Genomic DNA, 17,767 nt, shown 5'->3' on the forward strand with positions numbered 1-17,767 from the left:
CTCTTGATGTCGGTGTAGAAGTTGATCGTGTCGTCGCCGACCTCGCGGGCGCCATAGCTCGAATGTTTGTACCCCCCGAAGGGGAAATGGGAAAATCCTCCGAGCCCTGGCCGGTTCACATGAATCATGCCAGCCTCGATCTTGTCGACGAAGGTGAAGGCCTGACCGATGTCTCTGGTGAAAATAGAGGCGCAGAGGCCGTAGTCCACCGCGTTGGCGACCGTGAGGGCTTCCTCGAGGTCACCCACCTCGATGAAGCTGAGCACCGGTCCGAAGACCTCTTCCCGGGCAATTTCGTGCTCAGGGCGAACATCGCCAATAATCGTAGGGACGTAGAAGTGGCCGTCGCGAAGCTCTTCGGGCTCGGATCCCCCCACGATCACATTTGCCCCTTCCTCACGAGCCCGCTGAACAAAACCCTGCACGTCCCGGAGGCGCACTTCGTCCACCAGCGGTCCCATCTGTACCTCTGGGCGATCGCCGGAACCCACGCGGATCGCTTTCGTAGCCTGCACCAAGCGCTCGACAACCTCCTGGGCAACATTCCGCTCCACAATGGCTCGGCTGGTGGCGGTGCACCGCTGACCGGTCGAGCCGAAGGCTGCAGTGAGCAGCGCCTTCACAGCGTTTTCCAGATCTGCATCCCGCAACACGATTTGCGGGTTCTTTCCACCCATCTCGAGCTGAACCTTGGCAAGACGCTGGGCCGCCGCCGCATGAATGGCCATGCCGACCTTTGTTGAGCCAGTGAAAGAGATCCCCCGGATCAAGGGGCTATTGACGAGTTCAGTTCCCACTTGTGTCCCGCCGTGCACCAAGTTCAACACCCCCGGCGGCAGGCCTGCCTCTTGAAAGATCTCGACCACCCGGGTGGCGGTCGCGGGCGTCAGGGGCGAGGGCTTTAAGACCACCGTGTTACCGCATACCAGGGCCGGTGCGATCTTCCAGCAGGGAATGGCGACCGGAAAGTTCCAGGGGCTGATGGCGGCCACCGGGCCGATGGGCCGACGGGTGGTAAAGCAGAAGACGTGGGGGACCTCGGTCGGCAGGGTCTGTCCGCCTAACCGCCGACCCATTCCCGCAGCAAACTCCATAACATCAATGCCTCGCTGCACTTCTCCCCGCGAATCGCTGAGGATCTTTCCTTCTTCGCGGGTGAGTAGTTTGGCAACCTCTTCCATATACGACTCGAGCAGCTGTGCGGCCCGCAGCACGATCTTGCCCCGCTCAGGGGGAATGGTACGCCGCCAGGTCTGAAATGCGTCGGCTGCCGCCTGGATAGCCCGCCGGGTATCCTCGGTTGATGAATCCGGCGCGGTGGCGACCACATCGCGGACGTTAGCAGGATTCAGTCGCCGAATCCCCTCGACCCCCCGATGCTCCCATTTGGATCCGATGAGGTTTCCACACCGAATGGTTGTATCTCCGGCACCCATCTGCTTTCTCCTTTAAAGAAATTGTTCTTTTCTGGCCGTTCGATTGTTCTCATGAGGTCATGACCAACTTATCTTCCGGCCCCATGTCTGTCAAGGATACGGTTGTGCTCCAAGATGGCCGGATTCTCATGCCCTTCTGACAGAATGGCAGACCCCTATCCTTTTCTGTTCTGTATGCACATCTTCTGACGAGAGAGAGAGCGTAGAAACTGAACATATACGCTCGTGGCTGCCAAAACGACACTGGCACTCTCGTTGCTCAGCTGTGGGTGAGGAGAGTCCGCATCGACACTTTGTTCTCTCGTCGGGTTCGCGTGAAAGGAGACCATGGTCGTGCAAGCCCAACGCTCTATCTTGGTGGTTGATGATCATCCCGGGGTTCGGGAGCACTATCGGTGTCTCTTGGAGGCGGATGGATTTCACGTGGTCGAGGCCGCCAATGGGGCCGAGGCCTTGATTTGGTTTCTCAGAGAGACGGCAGATTTGGTCATTCTTGATTTGAGAATGCCCGTGTTGGACGGTCGGAGTTTCCTCGAGTACCGGCGGCGGCTGGCAAAAATTCGGGAGGTTCCCGTCCTGGTGATAACCTGCTGGCTCGATGATTCCGGGGTCCACCAGGACCTCCTGCGGCTCGGGGCGGACCCGGTGTTGCAAAAGCCCGTGCGGTGTGAGGACCTCCTCGGCGCCGTGCAGGAGACCTTCGTCAGACCCCACCGCCCGGCCGTTGTACCTCCTGAGGCAGCCACGGAGGCCGGTAAGCGTCAGGACGGCCGGGTGGCCTTCAGCGTCCCCATTCGGATCCGCGGACGCTCGGCCGCCAATATACCCGGCAGACTCCATGACCTGAGCGCCGGGGGACTCGGTGCGTATTTTCCTGATCGGCTCCTGCACGGTGAGCCAATCACCGTGAACCTCGACATCGAGGGGGGGACCCTGGCCTTGCCGGGGTTTGTGCAGTGGGCCGACGAAAGAAGGACGACCAGGGGATACCGCCACGGCATCCGGTTCGCCCAAAGGCAGGAGCAGACCTTCCCCTTGCACGCCTATTCATTCTTCCACGAAATCTCGCACCCCTCTACACACCGGGCAACATCCTAAGAGCCACCTCCACCGTCACTTGATGGCCCCGACGGTAAAACCGGCGATGAACCGGCCGACGAAGAAGTTGTACACGATGGCGATCGGGACGCTGGCGATGAAACAGCCGGCCATCAACGAACCCCAGAAGTAGACATCCCCGCGGACGAGGAACGTCGGCACACCGACGCTGACAGTGAACTTCGATGCGGCAGTGATGAAAGTGAGGGCATAGACGAACTCCTGCATGACTAGCGTAAAACTGAAGATCACCAGGGTGAGGACCCCGGCCACGGACATGGGCATCACGACCTTCACGAAGGCCCCAAAGCGGCTCAAACCATCGATCATGGCCGCTTCCTCGAGGTCCCGGGGGATGGCCTTGAAGAATCCCATCATCAGCCAAGTACAGAAGGGGACCGTGAAGCTCGGATAGACCAGCACGAGCGACCAGAGAGAGTCCTGGAGCCCAAGATCGGCAATGACCCGAGAGAGAGGGATGAACAGGAGGGTTGGGGGGACCAGATACGTCAGGAAGATGCCGATCCCGAGCTGTTCCCCTGCCCGCCCCGTCAGCCGGGCCAGGGCGTATCCGGCCGGGATCGCCAGGAGCAGCGTGATGGCGACGACGAGCACGCCCACCCAGGCGGTGTTCCAGAGCCATTGAACATACAGCGTCTCTTCGAAGAGAAGCTTCAAGTGTTCGAGGGTGGGGGGATCGTTGAAGAGAAAGGGATTGTTATTCGGGTTGAGAAGGTCTCTGGTCTCCTTGAAGGTGGTGAGCAGCATCCAGTAAAACGGAAAGGCGGCAAAGGTGGCGAACGCTGCCACGATACCGAAGTGCCCCCCCTTGGCTCCCCACGCCTTGAGTTTGTGCAGACCCGAAGGCATTTCAGGTCACCTCCGCACGCCGGGCTACGCGGAGAAGCAGGATGGCGCTCGCCGCGAGGACCGGGAGGAGGAAGAGGGCGATGGCGGCCCCCTGGGCGAGGTCGCCGCCATCGATGCCGGTAAAGAAGGCGAGGCTGGCGAGGACCTGGGTCATGTCGTACGGGCCGCCGCGGGTCAACACGTAGATGACGATCATGTCGGTAAAGGTAAAGACGATGCCGAACAGGACGGCCACGAGCATGATCGGCATCACGAGGGGGATTGTGATCTCGAAGAGATGGCGCCAGAATCCGGCGCCATCGACGGCGGCCGCATCGTGGATGTCCTGGGGGATCGAGGTCAGCCCGGCCAAAAGGATGATGGTCGCCAAGGGGAGCAGCCGCCAGGCGTGGACCGTGATGACAGAAGCCATTGCCAAGTTGGGCTGCCCGAGCCAGATGGGCCACGTGTGGGGTCCGAAGATGCCCACGGCCCGGAGGGTCCAGTTGATGATGCTGTAGATCGAATCGAGGATCCAGAGCCAGCCGATGCTACCGAGGGAAATGGGCGCGACCCAGGGAAGCAGGATCAAGAGCCGCACGAACCACTTGCCGCGGAAGTCCTTGAGGAGCGCGAGCGCGAGGACCTTTGCCAGCACCAGAACTACAACGTTGGAGACAATGGCGAAGACGAAGGTGTTCCACAGGGCCTGTCGGAAGGTGGGATCCTGGATCACGTTCTTGAAGTTCTCGAGCCCGACGAACGCCATGCTCTCGCTGCCGACGGTGATGTCGCTCACACTGTAAAAGAGTGCCAGGAATAACGGAAAGCCGACCACGGCGACAATAAAGAGGATGGCGGGGCCGATCATCAGCCGGCCGAGCCACTTCTCGCTATCGAGGAAGTGGCCGAGCCGGCTCACGCGAGCATCCTGTGCCATGGCCACTGCTCTCGCCGGAGCTTCCATTCCGCCTCCCTACAAGGGCCGTGGATCCGTCCGCAGCCCTGTGGCGCGATTGAAGAACTTCAGGTCCTTGTGCTTAATGGCGAACTCGTAGGTCTCCCCTTGCTGAATGGGGAGGGTCATCGTGGAAGGGAGATTGGAAATGATCTTCTCGTGGGGAAACGGATCGCCGAGAACCCCGTACACCAGCCGATCTGCTCCCAGGTGTTCCACTCGGGTCACCTGGAACTGAAAGGTCGCCAGGTTGTCTTGCGCCTCATGGACCTGTGTGGGGAGAAAATCCTCGGGGCGGAAGCCCAGAATGTAATCATCCCTCTCCACAAGGTTCATGGGCGGGGATCCTAGGAAGCCCGCCACAAAGGTATCGGCAGGCTCCTTATAGACTTCCTGGGGTATTCCGAGCTGCCGGACCTTCCCGTGGTTCATCACGGCGATGCGGTCTCCCAGGCCCATGGCCTCGATCTGATCGTGGGTCACATAGATCGTAGTGATCCCGATCCGTTTCTGGAACTGCTGGAGCTCGTCCCGGGCCGCAGTTCTCAGTTTCGCGTCCAGGTTCGAAAGTGGTTCGTCCAGCAGGAAGACACTTGGCTCCCTGACCAGCGCCCGGGCGAGGGCGACCCGCTGGCGTTCTCCACCTGAAAGCTCCCGGGGTTTCCGGTGGAGGAGCTTCTCGATCCCGAACATCGAGGCAGCTCCCTCTACTATTTTCGGGATGGTATCCCTGGGCGCTCCCTGGGCCTTGAGGGGAAAAGCAATGTTCTTGAAGACCGTCATGTGGGGGTACAGGGCGTAGCTCTGGAAGACCATGGCGATCTTCCGGGCCCGCGGGGGGAGTTCGTTCACCACCTGCCCCCCGATAAGCACGTCACCCTCGGTCTGCTTCTCGAGCCCGGCGATCATGCGGAGGAGGGTGGTCTTTCCGCAGCCGGATGGCCCGAGGAGGACCAGGAATTCCCCCTCCTTCGTGGACAGGTCGACGCCATCCACCGCCTTGACGTACCCGAAGTACTTCTTGATGCCTCGGGTCTCAACTGTTGCCATAGGTGGTCGGTTCTCTGTCGTTGGCCGTGTCCCGCGCTGGCCTAACAGAGAAAGAGGCTCCGCGAATCGGAGCCTCCCTCCCGTTGCGCCGGACAGTTCCCGCCATCTGAGACTAAATCATCCCTTTCGCCTTCCACTTCTTCCAGATTCCTTGGCACTTTTTATGGGCCTTCGCGAGGGCATCCTCCGGGCTCCTCGCCCCGGAGGCCGCCTCGGCAAACATCGTATTGACGACCCAGGTGCTGAAGACCTCGTCAATAGCCGCGTTGGCGTAGCCAGGGTAGCCGACGTTCGTCGCCCAGTCGAGGACATCCTCGAGCACCTTATACTTGGTGGGCGGCTTGGCCTTCGAGTCATGCGCAATTTGCTTCTGTAAATCGGGCACGGTATCGGGGAAGCAGGGGAAGTTATAAAATTCGCTCTCGATGAACGCCTGCTTGAAGTTGTCGATGTAATCGACGAGGAACTGCTTGGCCCCCTCGATATTCTTGGCGAACTTCCAGATCACATAGACGTCCATCACGTGCTCCAGACCGATCGCGCGAACCGGGCCCTTGGCCGCCCTCGCCAGCCAGATGTTATCCACGACGGCGATCTTCTTGTTCTCGCCGGTCCGGGTGATCGAAATCGCGTTGAGCGCCAGCGAGCCCTTCCCCGACAGCATGAAGCGGTTGTTCGAGGAGGGATCCCAGGCAAGGACCTCGGGGGTCATAGCCTCCTGGAAGAGGGCCTTGACGAACTTGATGGCCTCGAGAGTTTGCTTCGAGTTGAGGACCAGGTTGCCATCCTCGTCCTGGACCGAGGACCCGAAGGAGTACATGATGGTCCGCATGGCCATGCCGGTGTCGATCTCGGCCGACAGGCCGATCCCTACGGGAATGCCGTGTTTCTTCTTGATCTTGGCCCCCCCTATCCGGATATCGTCCCAGGTGTTGGGAGACATCCCGACACTGTCCCAGAGGTCCTTGCGGTAGTTGATGGGGTCGGGGACGTAGCTGTCGGAGAAGCCGTAATACTTCTTGGTCTTGGGGTTGTACGTGCTCCGCTTCGCTAGGTCAATGGCCTTGCCATACTTGCGCTCGACCTCCTGATAGATCTCCTTGTGGTCGATCACCTGATCCTCGTACACGGGCGAGGGCCACATGAAGAGGAAGAGGTCATGTCCCTTCTGGGCCGAGACCTCGGCGGCCGCCCGGGAGTTGAGTCCCGACAGGCCGATGTTGTCCACGATGACCTCGGTGTTGTTCTTCTGCCCCCATTCCTTAGTGTAAGTGCCGTTGAACCACTTGTCATACCTCGGGACAAAGTGATTCCACTGGAGGATCCTGAGTGTTTGGGTTCCCTTCTTGGCCTTTGGCTGTTCGCCGCAGCCCCCAAGGAGGAGAGACGGAGCGGCCCCGGCTGCCACGGCTCCTGCACCGGCGGTCTTGAGGAAATCGCGCCTGGAAATGATTCCCTGTTTCTTGTCCTCCATTACCCAGCCTCCTTCCTGTAAGGATGACGACACCGATTGACCAGGACTCGCCGACCCGGCCTCTGAAGCCCTTCTGAGGCATTATCCATGTCGGGACTTCCGTGGTCTGATCAGAAGGTAGCCGGGATTACATCACGAGAACCGGAGGCTGTCAAGTTACAATATTTGATTTTTCAAACGGGGTTTTGGGGAAAGGTTGTGGGAGCTGGAAAGGGGCGGGAGATCGGAAGGAGGGCTTGGATTAACACGGGAAGGCGCGGTAGAATGACCCCCTCGGGGCGAGGAGACCTATGGGTACGCTGCTTCAGGTGAAAGACCTGCGGACACACTTCTTCACCCTCGAAGGGGTCGTGAAGGCCGTGGACGGGGTGTCTTACGACATCCGCGAGGGAGAGACGGTCGCTGTAGTGGGAGAAAGCGGCTGCGGCAAGTCGGTAAGCGCCCTCAGCATCATGCGGCTGGTGGCGTATCCGCCGGGTCGCATCGTGGGTGGCGAGATCTGGTTTAACGGACATGACCTCCTGACGCTGAACGATGAAGAGATGAGACAGGTGCGGGGGAAGGAAATCGCCATGATCTTTCAAGAACCCATGACCTCGCTCAACCCCGCGCTCACCATCGGCCGGCAGGTGACCGAAACCCTCGAGGCGCATTTGGATATGCCGGCCTCCGATGCGAACCGTCGAGCGGCTGAGCTCCTCCGGATGGTGGGCATCCCCGAGCCTGAGCGACGCCTGCCCCAGTATCCGCACCAGTTCAGCGGCGGCATGCGGCAGCGAGTGATGATCGCGATGGCCCTGAGCTGCAACCCCAAGCTGATCCTCGCCGATGAGCCAACCACCGCCCTAGACGTGACGATACAGGCCCAGATCCTCGAGCTCATGAAGGACTTGACCCAGCGGTTTGGGGTCGCCATGATCATCATCACTCACAACCTGGGGGTCGTGGCCCGGTACGCCGATCGGGTAAACGTGATGTATGCTGGCAAGGTGGTCGAGCAGGGGCGTGCACGTGACATCTACCAGAGCCCCCGACATCCCTATACCCTCGGTCTGCTCCGCTCGGTCCCTCGGCTTGACCTCCCGCGGAAAGCCAAATTGGACCCAATTGATGGGCAGCCGCCCGATCCGGCCAACCTGGGACCGGGATGTAGCTTCGCGCCTCGCTGCAAGTTTGCCATTGAGAAGTGTCTCCACGAGGTTCCGCCACTCACACCGGTGCGCACGGGGCACCTATCCGCTTGCTGGGTGGCGGATACCTTAGCATAAGGTGGCAGAGATGGAAGAGGTCGGTCTGGAAGCTCGTGGGGGAACACAAGCGAAATCGAGGATCGGCCCTGATGTTCTCCTCGAGGTCCGCCGCCTCTGCAAGTACTTCTCCCTCACGTCCGGGGTTATCCTCCAGCGGGTGGTGGGCCTGATCAAAGCCGTGGATGACGTTTCCTTCTTCATCCGCAAAGGGGAGACGCTTGGGTTGGTAGGTGAGTCGGGATCGGGCAAGACCACCACGGGCCGATGCATTCTTCAGCTCGATCGCCCCACTTCGGGGGAGGTCTTCTTCGAAGGGAGGGACTTGGCGGGGGTGGATGAGAACGAGCTTCGGCCCATGCGCCGGAAAATCCAGGTAATCTTCCAGGATCCCTACAGCTCTCTCAATCCCCGGATGACGATCGGACAGATTGTCGGAGAGTCGCTTCTGGTGCACCGAGTAGTCCAGGGCAAGGCAAAGTATCGGGAGCGAGTGAAGGATCTGCTCTCGGTGGTGGGCCTGAATCCCGTCATGGCAGATCGGTACCCCCACGAGCTGTCGGGGGGTCAGCGCCAACGGGTCGGCATCGCGCGGGCCCTTTCGGTCGAGCCGAGCTTTATCGTGTGCGATGAGCCGGTCTCGGCCCTGGATGTCTCCATTCAAGCCCAGATTATCAACCTACTGGAGGACCTTCAGGCCCAGTTTGACCTCACCTATCTTTTCATCGCCCATGACCTGTCGGTCGTCCGGCACATCAGCGATCGGGTCGCTGTCATGTACCTGGGTAAGATCGCTGAGGTGGCGGACCGCCGAGAGCTTTATGAAAACCCGCTCCATCCGTACACGAGAGCCCTGCTTGCCGCCGTGCCCATTCCGGACCCCGCGGTGGAGGCGAAACGGGAGCGCGTCATTCTGAAGGGCGAAGTCCCGAGTCCGTTAAGTCCCCCCTCCGGCTGTGTTTTCCATCCCCGCTGCCCCATCGCCATCCCCGAGTGTAGTCAGGTCATCCCCGAGCTCCGCGAGGTTTCAGCCAACCACTGGGTCGCCTGCATCCGGGCCGAAGGGTACGCAGCGTAAGGTGGTGGGTCGGAGTGTCTCGTTTCCTGGATAACAACGCTTCCCGCTGATGGTCAAGATATGGAGATTACCACCGAAGAACAGGCCAAGGCTTGGCTAGCAGGAGCCCAGGGTACTTCGCTAGAGCCGGAGATTCTTTTTACGGATGCTCTTGGACGGATCGCCCTCGTGACCAGGTTTGGTGGGGAGAGCCCGGAGCGATGGGAACACCTGTACGGATGCTGGCGCCGCGTCCAGGCCCCCCATTGATCCTGTAAGCGCACTATGGCCGCCTTGAAAGCAGGCCGCCAACCACTTGATCGCCTGCATCCGCGAACGGCACAATGGCACACTGGTAAGAGAGCACAGGCTATGTTAACATACGATCAAATTTGGACCCATGGCGCTTGCTGAGCGGAAACGGGAAGCAAACGAACGGAAGTTCAGCCATTGGGAGGACCTTCCCAGAGGAGGGCGTCGTTATTGGCTTGATCTCGCCGGGCGCCGTGGCTGGCGGGCGCGATACATCAAAGAGGTTGATGCGGAGGAGAACACCCTTCGATTTTGGCAGGAAATCTACGATGAGCGGGGTGAGCTCGTCGAGCGACATCTGAAGTACCCGGAGGACCGCAGACACGAGACAGTGGGGAGGGCGGACGAATGATCGTTACGCGACATCTTGTGGCTGAGAAGCTATCGGGTTATATCCAGGGTCACCTCCCTCTGGCCGATCTTGTGAATTGGGCCGAAGAGGCTATGCGCGAGGGGGAATTTCAAGAGGCCTACCTTCCTACTATCCGAGATGCGGTGGCACGGCTAGGGCTTGCAGATGTGGCGGCCTTTGGCCTTACCTGGGAGGATTGTGTCACTATGCTTTCGCGCCTCGGCTACCGGGCGACCGTCGACATCCAAGCAGTGAAGCCTTAGGAGAGAGAGCTATGAAGGTAATTTACGATCCTGACACAGACACACTGAGCGTCGTTCTGAAGGACACGCCGGTTGCGGAGAGTGATGAGGACAAGCCTGGCGTGATCCTGGACTACGACGAAAAGGGGGACTTGGTCGGACTGGAGGTCCTTGATGCCTCCAAGCGCGTGACCCAGCCTCGTGGGATCGAGTTTCTGACGACGAAGTGAGCGCTTTGCCAGACGAGTGTTAAGAGAGTATCTTCAGCAAATCTTTAATACCTCCAAACGTGGTGACGCCCGCGAAGAGAGCTTCTATCCCCACCTGAAAGAGCTCATCGAGACCTTTGCTAAGTCCAAGGGTAAGACAGGCGTCCACATCACCACCCTTCCGAAGAAAACCGAAGCCGGAAACCCCGACTTCCGCATCTGGGACGGCAAACAGCACATCGTCGGTTACATCGAGGCCAAGAACCTCACCGAGGAAAAGCTCCAGCACGTCGAAAGTTCTGATCAACTGAAACGCTACCGTCACACGTTCCCAAATCTCATCCTGACCAACTTCTTTGAGTTCCGTCTTTATCGGAACGGAGAACGGGTGGACACCATCCAAATTGCTCGTCCATTTATTATCCACAAACTCAAGACGGTCCCACCCGCTGAGAAGGAACAAGAATTCCTCAACCTGCTGGAAAAGTTCTTCGCTTTCTCCCTTCCTCGGACTTATACAGCCAAGACGCTGGCCCTGGAGCTAGCGAAGCGGACCCGCTTCCTCAGAGATCAGGTCATCGCCGAAGAGTTGCGCGAGGAGTCCGAACGGGGGAGTGGGTTTATTCTGGGTTTTTACGAAGCCTTCCAGAAGTACCTCATCGGCACCCTCACCAAGGAGCAGTTCGCTGATCTCTATGCTCAGACCATCACTTACGGCCTCTTTGTCGCTAGGACCAGGGCCGAGAACAGCTTCAATCGGAAGCTGGCCTTCCACAGCATCCCCCCTACCATCGGCATCTTGAGGGATGTATTTCGCTACATCTCCCTTGAGGATCTGCCTCAGCAGATGGAGTGGATCGTGGACGACATCGCTGAAGTGCTGGCGGTCGCCGATGTGAAAAAAATTCTCCACGAGAGAAAGGGGCGCGATCCGATTGTTCACTTCTACGAGCCCTTTCTGGCTGAGTACGATCCAAAGGAAAGAGAGCGTCGGGGGGTCTACTACACGCCGGAGCCTGTGGTCTCTTATATCGTCCGCTCACTACACCTGATCCTCAAAGACGTTTTTGGTTGCCCGGACGGGTTTGCTTCAGCTTCTGTACGGGTGCTAGACCCGGCAGCGGGCACTTGCACATTCCCTGCTGAGGCAGCAGAGATGGCAGTAAGGGAGTTCACAGAAAAATATGGTGCTGGTGGCCGAAAGGGCCTAATTCGTGACCATATCCTGAAGAACTTCTACGCGTTCGAGCTCATGATGGCGCCTTATGCTGTGGGGCATTTGAAGATCGGGTTCCTCTTTGAAGAACTAGGCCACCGACTTGCAAAGGATGAGCGATTCCAGCTTTATCTGACCAACACCTTGGAAATGGAAGATCTCGAACAGACCCCACTACCAGGTATGGCCTCCCTGGCGGAGGAATCCCATTTGGCCGGAAAGGTGAAAAAGGAAACGCCAATCCTGGTGATCCTAGGGAATCCGCCGTATTCCGGGCACTCGGCAAATGTAGGACCCTGGATCTCGGATACCATTCAAACGTACTACCAAGTGGATGGAAAGCCCCTGGGGGAAAAGAATCCCAAGTGGCTTCAGGACGATTACGTGAAGTTCATACGCTTCGCCCAGTGGAAGATCGAGCAAGCTGGTGGGGGGGTTTTAGGCTTTATCACTAACCACGGCTACCTTGACAACCCCACTTTCCGGGGGATGCGCCAGTCGCTCATGGAAAGCTTTGAGCAGATTTACGTGCTGGACCTTCACGGCAATAGTCTCAAGAAGGAACGCTGCCCGGACGGGTCCGAGGACAAGAACGTCTTCGACATCCGCCAGGGCGTCGCCATCGGGCTCTTTATCAAAAAGCCTGGCCTAGAACGGAAGGTTTGCCATGCTGATTTGTGGGGTTTACGCGACCATAAGTATGACTGGTTAGAGGGCCGCGAGATAGACACCACCCAGTGGACACAGATCGATCCAAAATCCCCCCTCTACCTCTCTACCTCTTTGTCCCGCGGGACGAGGCCTTGTTTGACCGCTACCAAAAATATTCGAAGGTAACCGAGATTCTTCCAGTCAATTGCTTGGGTGTGCAAACACACAGAGACAGCTTTGTTATCGACTTCGACAGGGCGGCCTTGAAGCACCGGATCAGAATGTTTCGGGACAAAAGCCTGCCTGACGAGATTACCCGCCAAACGTTCGGCCTCAAGGATAACCGGGACTGGAAAATGTCACCGAAGCGCAAAGCAATCATTTCTGATGAGAGGTGGGAAGAGAAGATCACCAAAATACTTTACCGCCCTTTTGATGTCCGATGGATCTTCTACCACAAGGATGCCATTGACTTCGGGCGACCCGAAGTCATGCGTCACATGCTGCATGACAACTTGGCGTTAAATACGATGCGTCAAACAAAGATGCCAGAATGGAGGCATGCGGTTGTATCTAACATGATGGCGCCTGCGGTGTACGTCGAGATCAAAGACGGTTGTAACCTTTTTCCCCTTTACCTTTGCTCCGACGGAGACAAGAAAGACCTCTTTACCGACCCAAGTAAGGCGACAGAAAGAAAGCCTAATCTTGATCCTTCCTTACTTCGAATGCTGAAAGAGACCTATGACCAGGAACTAACACCAGAGGAGATTTTCTTCTACATTTACGCCGTTCTCTATTCTACTAGCTACCGAACGAAATACGCCGAGTTCCTGAAGACTGATTTCCCCCGCGTGCCATTTACCCGAGGACGGGAGCTATTCACTCAGATGGCTCATCTCGGGGAGAAGCTGGTGGGTCTTCACCTTTTGAAGTTACCGGAACTTGACCCACCGATAGCTCGCTTTCAAGGGACCGGTGATAGCAAGGTAGAGAAGCAGCTTTACAGCCGGAAGGAAAAGCGGGTTTACATCAACAAAACACAATACTTCGAGGCGGTAGAACCAGAGGTTTGGAAGTATCAGATCGGCGGCTACCAGGTCCTTGACAAGTGGCTCAAGGATCGCAAGGGGCGCTCGCTGAGCCTGGAGGACATCCGCCACTATTGCCGCGTTGTCACCGCCCTCTCAAAAACCATAGCAATCCAAGCCGAAATCGAATCGTCTTTATCCTGAGGTCGAAGAAGATGTCATTGAGTTTACGCCACTAATGATCCCATAGTTGCCTGCCTATGAATCTGCCGGATGATGAAATCCGACGTAAGGTTTTGACCCTCCTTGATCGCCACTACGAGGAAGACTTCGAGGCCCTCGTATCAGTAGCCGATTTGGCCAACGAACTGGATCTTGATCGTCCTACTGCGGATCGACATCTGGCTGCCCTAAGTGGACGGGACTTGTCTATATAAGCGGTCTGGCAACGGGGGGCCAATACGGCCATTACTATGTCCGTCTGACACCATTCGGCAAGGACGAATGGGATCGACGCTGCGGGAACCATTACCATTTGGCGCTACGACAACGCATTCTGGACAGGCTGAAGGAGATCGATGATCAAGACCACGGTCAGTCCACTAACTCAGAAGCCCTGATCTCTGATCTTGGCGCCGAGCGCAATGCCGTTTGTATCAACATAGTTGCACTGCACCGAGAAGATTTGGTGGAAATGCAAGAAATGGGTGGGGGTATCCCCACCTACATAGTCAGGTTAACTCCGAAGGGCCGAGCAACTGTCGAGGAACCTCGAAGTAACATGGTGTCAGACACGATTTTTCCGACTCCGGCCAATCTTTCCATCACCTCGGCACAGCATGGTCCGACGATCGACACCGAGCGGGGAGCTGGCACGCGGGCATTGAGACGCCAGGATGCGCCTCTGGCCCCTCCTTTGACATCTCCGGAAACCAGGGTTTCTCGATCGGCCTGGGCGCAGACCAGGAGTCGCTAGTGGTAGGATTTGGAAGCGAACAGGGCGGCCAGCACTATCTCCCCCAATTCTATCTCCGAGCCTGGGGGCGAAAGACGGGCAATACTTATCAGGTCAACGCTTATGATTTAGAGGGGTGCAGGTGGTTTCGCACCTCGACGAAGAACATCTGTCAGCAGAAAGCTTTCTACAACGTGGGATCGGGGTCTGGCTTGCCATTTGCGATTCTGCCGGAGAGCGGAAAAGGGAAGCGGAAGGTGTTGCGACAGAAATGGGGATGGACTCTACTGTTGCCCCCGAAAAGAATGACCCCTCTGGCTAGCCTTTCAGCAGAGCCCGTGGGCTCTTTCACCAGGGGGGTACCTTTTCGCTCAAAGTATGATCCCGGTTGACAAAACTGTCAAGGCCTTTTTACAGGCCCACTTGCGTGTGTCCCTACCGGCCTTGAATGGAGGAGGGGATTGAGGCATTTCAATCCGTTCTTCTTTAGGCCTGCTACATCTCGAAGCCGATGACGGTCACGATCTCGTCGGCCCGCACTTCCCCGAACACTCGGCTCATGGCGGCCAATAACCCCTCCTTGGTGCGACAAGAGGGTTCGTGTTCATAGATCATAAGCTCGTCAGGGATGGTTTCGATCTGGGCCGCCATCACAAAGGCCACGCGCGCCTGGCCGACGACCGTATGATCCTGGCCCGGAGGACAGACGCAGAGAGTGATGGTCTGTCCTGGCATAAGGCCTTTCCGGAACCATTCGAGGCCGCGACGGACGGTGATGTTGAGCCCTGAATGAAAGGTCCCGCTGATAAAATGGAGGGTCATATGGCATACCACCAGTTGGTTGAGTCCGCAGAGTACTGACGCTGCTGACCCCGGTCAAGTGCTATCCAGAAGCCCCTCGACCAGGCCCGAATCAGTCCTTGCCTTTCCCGATGGTACGCTCTATGATCTCGCCACCGGATTTCCCCAGGAAAATGGCGACAGCACCGCCTCTGTGTATCCCCATTTGACCTCTTACTGAGCTGGCTCCGTTCGAGCATACAAGACGTTCCTGGTGCCGCGATTAGGATTCGACACCAATGGAAGCGCTGACCCTTCACCGTTTTCATTTTGCCTTCACCATCACCTACCACTACATCTTCGCGCAGCTGACAATGGGTCTGGCGTTGCTCATCTTCGTGCTCAAGACGATGGCACTGCGGGGCGATCCGGTCGCCAACCAAGCCGTGCGGTTCTGGGCCAAGATCCTTGGCGTGACCTTCGTGATGGGTGTGGTTACGGGCATTCCGATGGAGTTTCAGTTCGGGACCAACTGGTCTCGTTTCTCCGAGGCCGCGGGCGGAGTGATCGGTCAGACGCTGGCCATGGAGGGAGTCTTTGCTTTTTTCCTCGAATCTTCGTTTCTCTACTTGCTTTTGTACGGTGAGCGCCGGCTCGGTCAACGCGGCCACTGGGTCGTAGCCCTCTTAGTGTTCATCGGGACCTGGCTCAGCGGTTTTTTCATCGTCTGCACGAACGCCTGGATGCAGCACCCGGTCGGCTACGAGATCGCGCCTGACGGTACCATCACGCTGGCGAGCCTGTCGGCTCTCTTCACCAATCCCTGGGCGATTCCGCAGTATTTGCACACCATGGTCGGCTCGGTGATCACGGGGAGCTTCATGATGGCCGCGATCGGCGCCTTCTACGTTCTGCGCGGCGAGCACGTGGCAACGGCGCGACGGTTCATGTCCTTGGCAGTCGTGGTCGGACTCATCGCAAGTGTGCTGGCAGCGATGCCGACCGGCGACATTCAGGCAGGGCTGATCTATAAACATCAGCCCGTCACATTCGCGGCCATGGAAGGTCATTTCCACACCGAGGACGGCGCAGGGTTGGTCCTCATCGGGCAGCCCAACGTCCCGGAGATGCGTCTGGATAACCCCATCGTCCTGCCGCGCGTGCTCTCCTTCTTGACTCACCAGCGTTGGGACGCGACGATCGTTGGGTTGAGCGATTACGATCGCCACCTGTGGCCCGACAATATCGAGCTGCTCTATTACTCGTATCACGTGATGGCGGGACTGGGGACATTTTTCATTGGCATCATGATGCTCAGTGCGTTCTACCTGTGGCGCAGGACACTCCATGAACGGCGCTGGCTGTTGTGGATCTTGATGCTGGCCTTGCCGTTCCCATTTATCGCGAACACGGCAGGTTGGATGACGGCAGAGCTCGGCCGGCAACCGTGGCTCATCTATGGCCTGATGCGCACCGCCGATGGTCACTCGACTCAGGTGTCGGCCGGTAATGTGCTGTTCACGCTTCTCGGCTTCATGGGCTTGTATGTGATGCTGTCGGCACTGTATTTCTTCCTGATGACCCGGATTATCGCACAAGGTCCAGAATCGGATTCAACCGGACACCAATTCGAGATCAGTGCCGTTCCAACCCAATGAGCCGAATGCAAACTCATCAGGGGACGGGGGTAGCTGTCGCGACCGTGTGCAGCGAGAAGGTTGGCGGAGGTAGTTGGAACGGCACCAGTGTGGGTGAGCCCGAAAGTGCGGGAGCCTGACGATGGAGACTGTCTGGTTCTGGCTGCTGGCGTGGATGCTCGGGACCTACGTCGTGCTCGACGGCTTCGACTTTGGGGTTGGAATACTGCACCTCTTTGTGGCGAAGAGCGAGGCCGAGCGAAAACAGGTGATTCGCTCCATCGGTCCCGTCTGGGATGGCAACGAAGTGTGGTTAGTCGCAGCTGGCGGCACCATGTTCTTCGCTTTCCCCAAGCTCTTCGCGGTCGGGTTCAGCGGATTCTATCTCGCGCTGATGATCATCCTGTGGCTGCTGATATTTCGCGCCTTCGGCATCGAGCTCCGGCATCAGTTGGAGGACCCGATTTGGACACAGTTCTGGGACGTTGCCTTTGCGGCGGCGAGCCTTCTGCTCGCGGTCTGTCTTGGAGCTGCGCTTGGCAACCTGGTGCGAGGCGTGCCGCTCAAGGAGGACGGGACATTTTTTGAGCCGCTATGGACCGATTTTCGGGTCGGGCAGCAGACCGGAATCCTGGATTGGTACACGGTCCTCGTCGCCCTGACCGCCGTGCTGGCCCTCGCCCATCATGGCGCGCTCTGGCTGAACGCGCGCACGGACGAAGCGGTCGCGGAGCGGGCAAATCGCCTGGCCGGTCGGCTCTGGCTTCTCGTTGTTATGTTCTCTATTATCACAACGCTTGCAACCGTCGTCGTGCAGCCAAATGTGACTGAAAGCCTGAGTGCACGACCCTGGGGTGTGGTGTTCGTCGGAGTCGCCGTCGCAGGGCTGATTGGTGCATATGTGTTCCGCAGGCGGGGACGAGAGTTACAAGCTTTCCTGGCATCAGCCGGGTACTTGTATGGGATGGTGGCCCTGGCTGCGATCGGCATCTACCCGTATGTATTACCCGGTCGCGATCCGGCCTTGGGGCTGACAGCACAGGCCGCCGCCGCGGCGGAGACCGGCCTGGTGATGGCTATGTACTGGTGGATCCCAGGAATGCTGCTGGCCTGCGGTTACTTCGTCTACCTGTACTGGACGATGCCCGCAAAGTTCTCTATTCACGACACGGCTGAGCACTAGCTCTGCGATTCTCGATGCCTGCCTCGGTCC

18 protein-coding genes are annotated in these 17,767 nt (G+C 58.2%); 12 read left to right on the top strand and 6 right to left on the bottom strand.

Annotated features, from left to right (window positions below; translation table 11 throughout):
* Positions 1 to 1,436 (bottom strand): aldehyde dehydrogenase family protein (locus tag O6929_09235; protein ID MCZ6480567.1); only part of this gene is annotated, 1,436 nt, incomplete at its 3' end.
* Positions 1,437 to 1,769: 333 nt separating this feature from the next.
* On the opposite strand from O6929_09235, the gene O6929_09240 reads away from it, so the two are divergent.
* Complete coding sequence (locus O6929_09240) at positions 1,770 to 2,534, top strand: response regulator (protein ID MCZ6480568.1); 765 nt, start codon at positions 1,770 to 1,772, stop codon at positions 2,532 to 2,534.
* A 15-nt stretch (positions 2,535 to 2,549) separates the two neighbouring features.
* Here the strand turns inward: O6929_09240 and O6929_09245 are convergent, their stop codons facing one another.
* The 4 genes from O6929_09245 to O6929_09260 form a co-directional block, all read right to left on the bottom strand.
* A complete protein-coding gene (locus O6929_09245) occupies positions 2,550 to 3,404 on the bottom strand; it encodes a carbohydrate ABC transporter permease (GenBank protein ID MCZ6480569.1) in 855 nt (284 codons plus the stop codon).
* Between the two features lies 1 nt (position 3,405).
* Entirely contained in the window at positions 3,406 to 4,323 is a 918-nt protein-coding gene (locus O6929_09250) for a sugar ABC transporter permease (protein ID MCZ6480570.1), read from the bottom strand.
* A 36-nt stretch (positions 4,324 to 4,359) separates the two neighbouring features.
* Positions 4,360 to 5,391: an ABC transporter ATP-binding protein gene (locus O6929_09255; GenBank protein MCZ6480571.1), complete on the bottom strand. Its 1,032-nt coding sequence runs from the start codon at positions 5,389 to 5,391 to the stop codon at positions 4,360 to 4,362.
* Positions 5,392 to 5,503: 112 nt separating this feature from the next.
* Entirely contained in the window at positions 5,504 to 6,865 is a 1,362-nt protein-coding gene (locus O6929_09260; protein ID MCZ6480572.1) for an extracellular solute-binding protein, read from the bottom strand.
* A gap of 290 nt (positions 6,866 to 7,155) precedes the next feature.
* Here O6929_09260 and O6929_09265 point away from each other — a divergent pair, with 290 nt between their 5' ends.
* The 9 genes from O6929_09265 to O6929_09305 all read left to right on the top strand — a co-directional run bounded on the left by O6929_09265 (position 7,156) and on the right by O6929_09305 (position 13,619).
* A complete protein-coding gene (locus tag O6929_09265) occupies positions 7,156 to 8,133 on the top strand; it encodes an ABC transporter ATP-binding protein (protein ID MCZ6480573.1) in 978 nt (325 codons plus the stop codon).
* Between the two features lie 10 nt (positions 8,134 to 8,143).
* Positions 8,144 to 9,190, top strand: coding sequence for an ATP-binding cassette domain-containing protein (locus tag O6929_09270; GenBank protein ID MCZ6480574.1), 1,047 nt, complete (start codon positions 8,144 to 8,146; stop codon positions 9,188 to 9,190).
* 60 nt (positions 9,191 to 9,250) lie between these two features.
* Positions 9,251 to 9,439 (top strand): hypothetical protein, encoded by a 189-nt coding sequence (locus O6929_09275; GenBank protein MCZ6480575.1) that lies wholly within the window; start codon positions 9,251 to 9,253, stop codon positions 9,437 to 9,439.
* Positions 9,440 to 9,569: 130 nt separating this feature from the next.
* Positions 9,570 to 9,833: a hypothetical protein gene (locus tag O6929_09280; protein MCZ6480576.1), complete on the top strand. Its 264-nt coding sequence runs from the start codon at positions 9,570 to 9,572 to the stop codon at positions 9,831 to 9,833.
* Positions 9,830 to 10,096 carry a hypothetical protein gene (locus tag O6929_09285; protein ID MCZ6480577.1) on the top strand — a complete coding sequence of 89 codons (267 nt, stop codon included), beginning with the start codon at positions 9,830 to 9,832 and terminating at the stop codon, positions 10,094 to 10,096. The genes O6929_09280 and O6929_09285 overlap by 4 nt, the downstream gene beginning before the upstream one ends.
* A gap of 11 nt (positions 10,097 to 10,107) precedes the next feature.
* Positions 10,108 to 10,305 carry a DUF2283 domain-containing protein gene (locus tag O6929_09290; protein ID MCZ6480578.1) on the top strand — a complete coding sequence of 66 codons (198 nt, stop codon included), beginning with the start codon at positions 10,108 to 10,110 and terminating at the stop codon, positions 10,303 to 10,305.
* A 16-nt stretch (positions 10,306 to 10,321) separates the two neighbouring features.
* On the top strand, positions 10,322 to 12,337 hold the full coding sequence (locus O6929_09295; protein ID MCZ6480579.1) for an N-6 DNA methylase: 2,016 nt from the start codon (positions 10,322 to 10,324) through the stop codon (positions 12,335 to 12,337).
* A 29-nt stretch (positions 12,338 to 12,366) separates the two neighbouring features.
* Positions 12,367 to 13,386: a hypothetical protein gene (locus O6929_09300; GenBank protein ID MCZ6480580.1), complete on the top strand. Its 1,020-nt coding sequence runs from the start codon at positions 12,367 to 12,369 to the stop codon at positions 13,384 to 13,386.
* A 56-nt stretch (positions 13,387 to 13,442) separates the two neighbouring features.
* Positions 13,443 to 13,619, top strand: a complete 177-nt coding sequence (locus O6929_09305; GenBank protein ID MCZ6480581.1) for an ArsR family transcriptional regulator — start codon at positions 13,443 to 13,445, stop codon at positions 13,617 to 13,619.
* Between the two features lie 1,013 nt (positions 13,620 to 14,632).
* Here the strand turns inward: O6929_09305 and O6929_09310 are convergent.
* A complete protein-coding gene (locus O6929_09310; GenBank protein MCZ6480582.1) occupies positions 14,633 to 14,959 on the bottom strand; it encodes a hypothetical protein in 327 nt (108 codons plus the stop codon).
* A 257-nt stretch (positions 14,960 to 15,216) separates the two neighbouring features.
* On the opposite strand from O6929_09310, the gene O6929_09315 reads away from it, so the two are divergent.
* Both O6929_09315 and cydB read left to right on the top strand, forming a co-directional pair.
* Positions 15,217 to 16,575 carry a cytochrome ubiquinol oxidase subunit I gene (locus O6929_09315; GenBank protein ID MCZ6480583.1) on the top strand — a complete coding sequence of 453 codons (1,359 nt, stop codon included), beginning with the start codon at positions 15,217 to 15,219 and terminating at the stop codon, positions 16,573 to 16,575.
* Positions 16,576 to 16,696: 121 nt separating this feature from the next.
* Positions 16,697 to 17,737 carry a cytochrome d ubiquinol oxidase subunit II gene (gene cydB, locus O6929_09320; GenBank protein ID MCZ6480584.1) on the top strand — a complete coding sequence of 347 codons (1,041 nt, stop codon included), beginning with the start codon at positions 16,697 to 16,699 and terminating at the stop codon, positions 17,735 to 17,737.
* The last annotated feature ends 30 nt before the right edge of the window (positions 17,738 to 17,767 follow it).

The sequence above is a fragment of the Candidatus Methylomirabilota bacterium genome, from assembly GCA_027293415.1.
In the GTDB taxonomy this organism is placed as follows: Bacteria; Methylomirabilota; Methylomirabilia; order Methylomirabilales; family CSP1-5; genus CSP1-5.

What these genes read in the sequence shown, in the direction of transcription:
- O6929_09245 (MCZ6480569.1), bottom strand. Translation starts at nt 3,404, where the DNA reads ATGCCTTCGGGTCTGCACAAACTCAAGGCGTGGGGAGCCAAGGGGGGG.
- O6929_09250 (MCZ6480570.1), bottom strand. Translation starts at nt 4,323, where the DNA reads ATGGCACAGGATGCTCGCGTGAGCCGGCTCGGCCACTTCCTCGATAGC.
- O6929_09255 (MCZ6480571.1), bottom strand. Translation starts at nt 5,391, where the DNA reads ATGGCAACAGTTGAGACCCGAGGCATCAAGAAGTACTTCGGGTACGTC.
- O6929_09260 (MCZ6480572.1), bottom strand. Translation starts at nt 6,865, where the DNA reads ATGGAGGACAAGAAACAGGGAATCATTTCCAGGCGCGATTTCCTCAAG.
- O6929_09265 (MCZ6480573.1), top strand. Translation starts at nt 7,156, where the DNA reads ATGGGTACGCTGCTTCAGGTGAAAGACCTGCGGACACACTTCTTCACC.
- O6929_09270 (MCZ6480574.1), top strand. Translation starts at nt 8,144, where the DNA reads ATGGAAGAGGTCGGTCTGGAAGCTCGTGGGGGAACACAAGCGAAATCG.
- O6929_09275 (MCZ6480575.1), top strand. Translation starts at nt 9,251, where the DNA reads ATGGAGATTACCACCGAAGAACAGGCCAAGGCTTGGCTAGCAGGAGCC.
- O6929_09280 (MCZ6480576.1), top strand. Translation starts at nt 9,570, where the DNA reads ATGGCGCTTGCTGAGCGGAAACGGGAAGCAAACGAACGGAAGTTCAGC.
- O6929_09285 (MCZ6480577.1), top strand. Translation starts at nt 9,830, where the DNA reads ATGATCGTTACGCGACATCTTGTGGCTGAGAAGCTATCGGGTTATATC.
- O6929_09290 (MCZ6480578.1), top strand. Translation starts at nt 10,108, where the DNA reads ATGAAGGTAATTTACGATCCTGACACAGACACACTGAGCGTCGTTCTG.
- O6929_09305 (MCZ6480581.1), top strand. Translation starts at nt 13,443, where the DNA reads ATGAATCTGCCGGATGATGAAATCCGACGTAAGGTTTTGACCCTCCTT.
- O6929_09310 (MCZ6480582.1), bottom strand. Translation starts at nt 14,959, where the DNA reads ATGACCCTCCATTTTATCAGCGGGACCTTTCATTCAGGGCTCAACATC.
- O6929_09315 (MCZ6480583.1), top strand. Translation starts at nt 15,217, where the DNA reads ATGGAAGCGCTGACCCTTCACCGTTTTCATTTTGCCTTCACCATCACC.
- cydB (MCZ6480584.1), top strand. Translation starts at nt 16,697, where the DNA reads ATGGAGACTGTCTGGTTCTGGCTGCTGGCGTGGATGCTCGGGACCTAC.